5 protein-coding genes and 1 pseudogene are annotated in these 5593 nt (G+C 65.8%); 5 read left to right on the plus strand and 1 reads right to left on the minus strand.

Translation table 11 applies throughout. The annotated features are described in order from the left end of the window. Positions 1-260 precede the first annotated feature (260 nt). The 3 genes from hemB to BRAS3809_RS19850 all read left to right on the plus strand — a co-directional run bounded on the left by hemB (position 261) and on the right by BRAS3809_RS19850 (position 2910). On the plus strand, positions 261-1322 hold the full coding sequence (gene hemB, locus BRAS3809_RS19840) for a porphobilinogen synthase (protein WP_008963839.1): 1062 nt from the start codon (positions 261-263) through the stop codon (positions 1320-1322). Between the two features lie 174 nt (positions 1323-1496). Beyond that, the gene (locus BRAS3809_RS19845; RefSeq protein WP_008963840.1) at positions 1497-2045 is read left to right on the plus strand and encodes an RDD family protein; all 549 of its coding nucleotides are present in this window, start codon (positions 1497-1499) and stop codon (positions 2043-2045) included. Between the two features lie 88 nt (positions 2046-2133). Beyond that, complete coding sequence (locus tag BRAS3809_RS19850) at positions 2134-2910, plus strand: arginyltransferase (RefSeq protein WP_008963841.1); 777 nt, start codon at positions 2134-2136, stop codon at positions 2908-2910. 79 nt (positions 2911-2989) lie between these two features. Here BRAS3809_RS19850 and BRAS3809_RS19855 read toward each other — a convergent pair whose 3' ends face one another. Beyond that, positions 2990-4369, minus strand: a complete 1380-nt coding sequence (locus tag BRAS3809_RS19855) for an Nramp family divalent metal transporter (RefSeq protein WP_008963842.1) — start codon at positions 4367-4369, stop codon at positions 2990-2992. A 196-nt stretch (positions 4370-4565) separates the two neighbouring features. Here BRAS3809_RS19855 and BRAS3809_RS19860 point away from each other — a divergent pair, with 196 nt between their 5' ends. Next, a complete protein-coding gene (locus tag BRAS3809_RS19860) occupies positions 4566-5351 on the plus strand; it encodes a class I SAM-dependent methyltransferase (RefSeq protein ID WP_008963843.1) in 786 nt (261 codons plus the stop codon). 90 nt (positions 5352-5441) lie between these two features. Further along, positions 5442-5593: pseudogene (locus BRAS3809_RS37405) on the plus strand (MFS transporter); the annotation flags it as partial.

Below are 5593 nucleotides of genomic sequence, written 5' to 3' on the forward strand. Positions count from 1 at the left end.
CGATTCCTGGGTCGGCATGATTGGCTTCTCGGCCAGGATTCTTGGCCAGGACTCTTGCCCAGAATTCTTGCCCAGAATTCTTGGCGAGAATGCTGGACCAGGATTCTGGCTATCCCGCACCGTGAAATGAACCGGGGCGGAAATCAACCCGGGCCGCTTGCGTCACGTCAAGTGACGGGCGGCGTGCAAAGTGCTACAGATTGTTGGAATACCAACAATCAAAATCCGGCTCGCCGGCCAGCTCAAGGAGCCAGCACCCCATGGCGATCAAATTCGGGCGCCCGATCGATGTGCGCGATGTCGCGCGTAACCCCGCCACGGGAACACCGCCGGTGCTCGATTTGACCATCCGGCCACGCCGCAACCGCAAGGCGGAATGGGCTCGCCGCCTGGTGCGCGAGAACGTCCTGACCACCGACGACCTGATCTGGCCCTTGTTCGTCGTGCAAGGCGACCGCACCCGCAGCACCGTCGCCTCGATGCCCGGCGTCGAGCGGCTGAGCGTCGACGAGATCGTTCGCGACGCCGAACGCGCCGCCAAGCTCGACATTCCCTGCATCGCGCTGTTCCCCTATACCGAGCCGTCGCTCCGCGACGAGCACGGCACCGAGGCCTGCAACCCGGACAATCTGGTCTGTCAGGCGGTCCGCGCGATCAAGCAGGAGTTCCCGGAGATCGGGGTGCTCTGCGACGTGGCGCTCGACCCGTTCACCAGCCACGGCCATGACGGCCTGATCCGGGACGGCCGCATCCTCAATGACGAGACCGTCGCGGTGCTGGTGCGCCAGGCGCTGGTCCAGGCCGAGGCCGGCTGCGACATCATCGCGCCGTCGGACATGATGGACGGCCGTGTCGGCGCGATCCGCCAGGCGCTGGATCAGGCCGGCTTCCTCGACGTGCAGATCATGGCCTACGCGGCCAAATATGCCTCCGCCTTCTACGGCCCGTTCCGCGACGCGATCGGCTCCGCCAAGACGCTGACCGGCGACAAGCGCACCTATCAGATGGACAGCGCCAACACCGACGAGGCGCTGCGCGAGGTCGAGCTCGACATCGCCGAGGGCGCCGACATGGTGATGGTGAAGCCGGGCATGCCCTATCTCGACGTCGTCCGGCGCGTGAAGGACACGTTCGCCATGCCGACCTTTGCCTACCAAGTGTCGGGCGAATACGCGATGATCGCGGCCGCCGCCAACAATGGCTGGATCGACGGCGACCGCGCGATGATGGAGAGCCTGCTCGCCTTCAAGCGCGCCGGCGCCGACGGCGTCCTCACCTATTTCGCGCCGCAGGCCGCCGAGCGGCTGCGCCGCCAAGGCTGAGCAGACGGGCGCGGGCCGTGTCGCCCGTCGCGGCTGGCGTTGAGCCGGCCGCGGGCGTGGGTCCGGAAAAATCGCGAGATCGCCGAAAATTTGCCGCTTGCGTTGCAAGGATCGCCCCTTGCAAGCGCACGCGGTGTTCCCATGTCCTGGTGGCCAATTCGGGAGGGTACTTCGATGGCGTATACGGGCCCCGGCAATGGCGGCGGCTGGTCCGGCGGTGGCCCCGGCGTACGGCCACATGCCTATGATCCCTACCAGCAGCCGGAGCTGTTCCGCGGCGTGCTGACACGGCGGATGTTCGCGTTCCTGATCGATCTGCTGGTGCTGTCGGTCCCGGTGGTCCTGGCCATGGTCTTCATCCTGATCTTCGGCGTGGTCACCCTCGGCCTCGGCTGGGCCTTGTTCTGGCTGGTGTCGCCGGCCTCGGTGATCTGGGCCATCGTCTATTACGGTGCCACCATCGGCGGCCCGAACTCGGCCACCATCGGCATGCGGATGATGGATCTGCAGTTGCGGACCTGGTACGGCGCGCCGGGCTACTTTGTGCTCGGTGCCGTGCATGCGGTCTGCTTCTGGATCTCGGTGTCGGTGCTGTCGCCGTTCGTCCTGCTGATAGGATTGTTCAACGGACGCCGCCGGCTGCTGCACGACTACGTGCTTGGCACTGTGGTGATCAATACGTCAGTGCGGGCGCAGTTCGGCGAACCCGCGCGTACATGGTGAGACCAGGGGTGACGCATCAAAAGCGATTGACCGGCCGCCTTCGGGGCGCAATTCTGTTCACCTTCGCCTCGGAGGCTCACGACGTTCCTTGACCCAGCATTCGCGTGACACCCCGCAATTCTACCTGACCGCCCCGTCGCCCTGCCCGTATCTGCCTGGGCGGCAGGAGCGCAAGGTGTTCACGCATCTGGTCGGCGACAAGGCCACCGATCTCAACGACCTTCTGACCCATGGCGGCTTCCGCCGCAGCCAGTCGATCGCCTATCGTCCGGCCTGCGACCAGTGCCGCGCCTGCGTCTCGGTTCGCGTGATCGCCAACGAATTCCGCCCCTCGCGCAACTTCCGCAAGGTGCTGGCGCGCAATTCCGACCTCGTCGGCGAGCAGCGCAGCGCGGTGCCGACCTCCGAGCAATATTCGATCTTCCGCAGCTATCTCGATCAGCGTCATCGCCATGGCGGCATGGCCGACATGACGGTGCTCGACTACGCGATGATGGTCGAGGACAGCCATGTCGAGACGCGCATCATCGAGTACCGCCGCCGCAACCTGAGCAACGGTCCGAACGCCCGTGGCGGCGAGCTGGTCGCGGTCGCCCTGACCGACGTGCTCAGCGACGGGCTGTCGATGGTGTATTCGTTCTTCGACCCCTCCGAGACGACGCGCTCGCTCGGCACCTTCATGATCCTCGACCACATCGCGCGCGCCCGGCGCCAGGGATTGCCCTACGTCTATCTCGGCTACTGGATCGAGGGCTCGAAGAAGATGGACTACAAGAGCCGCTATCTGCCGCAGCAGCGGCTGGCCGCCGCCGGCTGGCTCCGCGTCGAGGCCGAGGGCGGCGCAGCGCCCGAGCCGCAGGAGTGAGACGGGGCGACAAGACCGGGTAGCAAATGGAGGTCTCGCCCCTCCCTATTCACTACTCTCTATTCGCCATTCGCCCATCTCATCCCGCCGCCAAATCCCACACCAGCTTCGCATTCAGCGCGATGATCGCGACCGCGATCAGGCCGGCGATCGCGGTCAACCAGCGCGGCGCTACGAACTGCCCCATCTTCGGCCGGCTCGCGGTGATCAGGACCAGCGGCACGACCGCGAACGGCAGCTGCAGGCTGAGCACGACCTGACTCAGGATCAGGAGCTGCCCGGTCGCCTTTTCGCCGGCCCAGATGGTCACGACGACGGCTGGCACGATGGCGATCATCCGCGTGATCAGGCGGCGCAGCCAGGGCGCGATCCGCCATTGCAGAAAACCTTCCATCACGATCTGGCCCGACAGCGTCGCGGTGATGGTCGAGTTCAAGCCGCAGCACAACAGCGCGATCGCGAACAGCGTCGGCGCCAGCGTCGACCCGAGCAGCGGTGCCAGGAAGGAATGCGCCTGGTCGAGCTCGGCGACATCGTGCTGGCCGGTCTTGTGGAACGTCGCCGCGGCCAGGATCAGGATCGAGGCGTTGATGGTCAGCGCCAGGCACAGCGCGATCGTGGAATCGATCGTCGAGAGCGTGATCGCCTCGCGCTTCTCTTCGGGACTGTCGCCATAGCCCCGGGTCTGCACCAGCCCGGAGTGAAGATAGAGATTGTGCGGCATCACGGTCGCGCCGAGAATGCCGAGCGCGAGATAGAGCATCTCGGGATTGGCGATCAGCTGACCGCTCGGCACGAAGCCCTTGATCACCTGCGCCCAGTCCGGCTGCGCCATCGCGATCTGGATCGCGAAGCACAGCGCGATGATGCCGAGCAGCGCGACCACGAAGGCCTCGATCCAGCGGAAGCCGAACGCCTGCAGCGCCAGAATGAGGAAGACGTCGAGCGCGGTGACGCAGACGCCGATCGACAGCGGCAGGCCGAACAGCAGGCTGAGGCCGATGGCCGTGCCGATCACCTCGGCCAGATCGGTCGCGGTGATCGCGATCTCCGCCGACAGCCAAAGCGGCACAGAAACCCAGCGCGGGGTCGAGTCGCGGCAGGCCTGCGCCAGGTCGCGGCCGGTCGCGACACCCAGCCGGGTGCACAGCGACTGCAGCACGATGGCCATCAGGTTGGACAGCAACGCCACGGACAGCAGCACGTAGCCGAACTTGGACCCGCCGGCGAGCGAGGTCGCCCAATTGCCGGGATCCATGTAGCCGACTGCGACGAGATAGCCAGGGCCGAGAAAAGCGATCAGCTTTCGCCACAGCGAGCCTTTCGCGGAGGTCCGCACCGAGGCGAACATCTCCCCCAGCGACGGCTCGCCGCGCTCGTTGCGCCATCCCTCGGCCATCAAGGGATCGCCCGGAACCATGGCATGCAGTCGCGAAAGGTCTGAGGATTTGGCGTCCATGACATCATCCTGAACGAAACCGACCTTTAATGCAACTTATTTGCAAAAGCGGCTCGTCTCAACGATGTCGGCCAGCCCTCGGTGGAAATATTCAAATACCACTCCATCATCGCACCTGCCTGGTCCGGCTGATTCGGTTCCGACCTGGACGCTGCGCCTCGGCCACGCCCTCGTGGCTCCATTCATGGGATCCGGCATGCTCGCTGCTCAACTCGGTCTCCGGCCTATCTCGAACACGTCAGTCCCCTGCAAGATCTGTGACGGTCCCGCCGACCTTTATGGCGTCGTCGACATGAACCGCTCCTGCCAGACCGCGCAGGGGTTTCGTGCCCCGCTGATCGGCGTGCCGATCTATTACCGACGCTGCGCCGATTGCGGCTTCCTGTTCACGGATGCTTTCGACGACTGGAGCATCGAGCAGTTCAAGACCCACATCTACAACGATGGCTATGAAGCCGTGGATCCAGATTATCGGATCAAGCGCCCCACCGACAACGCGGCGGCCGTGGCGCGCTTCTGGGCGCCGCATAAAGCCGGTATGCGCGTGCTCGACTTCGGTGGCGGCAACGATGTGTTCTGCACCAGCCTGCGCGCCCACGGCTTCGCCGAGGCCGTCACCTACGACCCGATGGTGCCGGAGCATGCCACCCGCCCCGACGGCAAATTCGATCTGGTGACCTGCTTCGAGACGCTCGAGCACGTCCCCGACCCGCTGGCCACGATCGGCGCCATGGCGGCCTGCGTGGCCGAGCCTGGCGCGGTGTTCTACTCGACCTTGACACCGCCCGACGACTTCGACAGCCAGGGCATGTGGTACATCGGCCCGCGCAACGGCCACATCTCGATCTACACCAAACATGCGCTGGCGCTCGCCTGGCACGCATTCGGTTTCAAGACGGCGCCACTGAACGCCGGCACGCATCTGGCGTTCCGCACCCTGCCGGAGCAATGGGGCCTCGCCGAAGCACCGGGCGCGGCCTGAGCGGCGCGCGAGCCGGATGATCGGAAAGCGGGTGGGCGCGGCGCGCCCCCGCGCTGATGATGGCGGCATCATCACCTTGGGTTGCCCGACATGCTGCCATCTTCCGCCTTGCCTGCCAGCTTCCACCGTCTCGCCTGGTCCAACCTCACGGCGCAATCCGCCGAGCAGATCGCGCTGGCCGCCGCGCCCATCGTGGCCGTGCTGGCGCTCGGCGTCGGCGAGGGCGAGACCGGGCTGTTGCA

Source organism: Bradyrhizobium sp. STM 3809 (assembly GCF_000239795.1).
Lineage (GTDB): Bacteria > Pseudomonadota > Alphaproteobacteria > Rhizobiales > Xanthobacteraceae > Bradyrhizobium.

What these genes read in the sequence shown, in the direction of transcription:
- hemB (WP_008963839.1), top strand. Translation starts at nt 261, where the DNA reads ATGGCGATCAAATTCGGGCGCCCGATCGATGTGCGCGATGTCGCGCGT.
- BRAS3809_RS19845 (WP_008963840.1), top strand. Translation starts at nt 1,497, where the DNA reads ATGGCGTATACGGGCCCCGGCAATGGCGGCGGCTGGTCCGGCGGTGGC.
- BRAS3809_RS19855 (WP_008963842.1), bottom strand. Translation starts at nt 4,369, where the DNA reads ATGGACGCCAAATCCTCAGACCTTTCGCGACTGCATGCCATGGTTCCG.
- BRAS3809_RS19860 (WP_008963843.1), top strand. Translation starts at nt 4,566, where the DNA reads ATGCTCGCTGCTCAACTCGGTCTCCGGCCTATCTCGAACACGTCAGTC.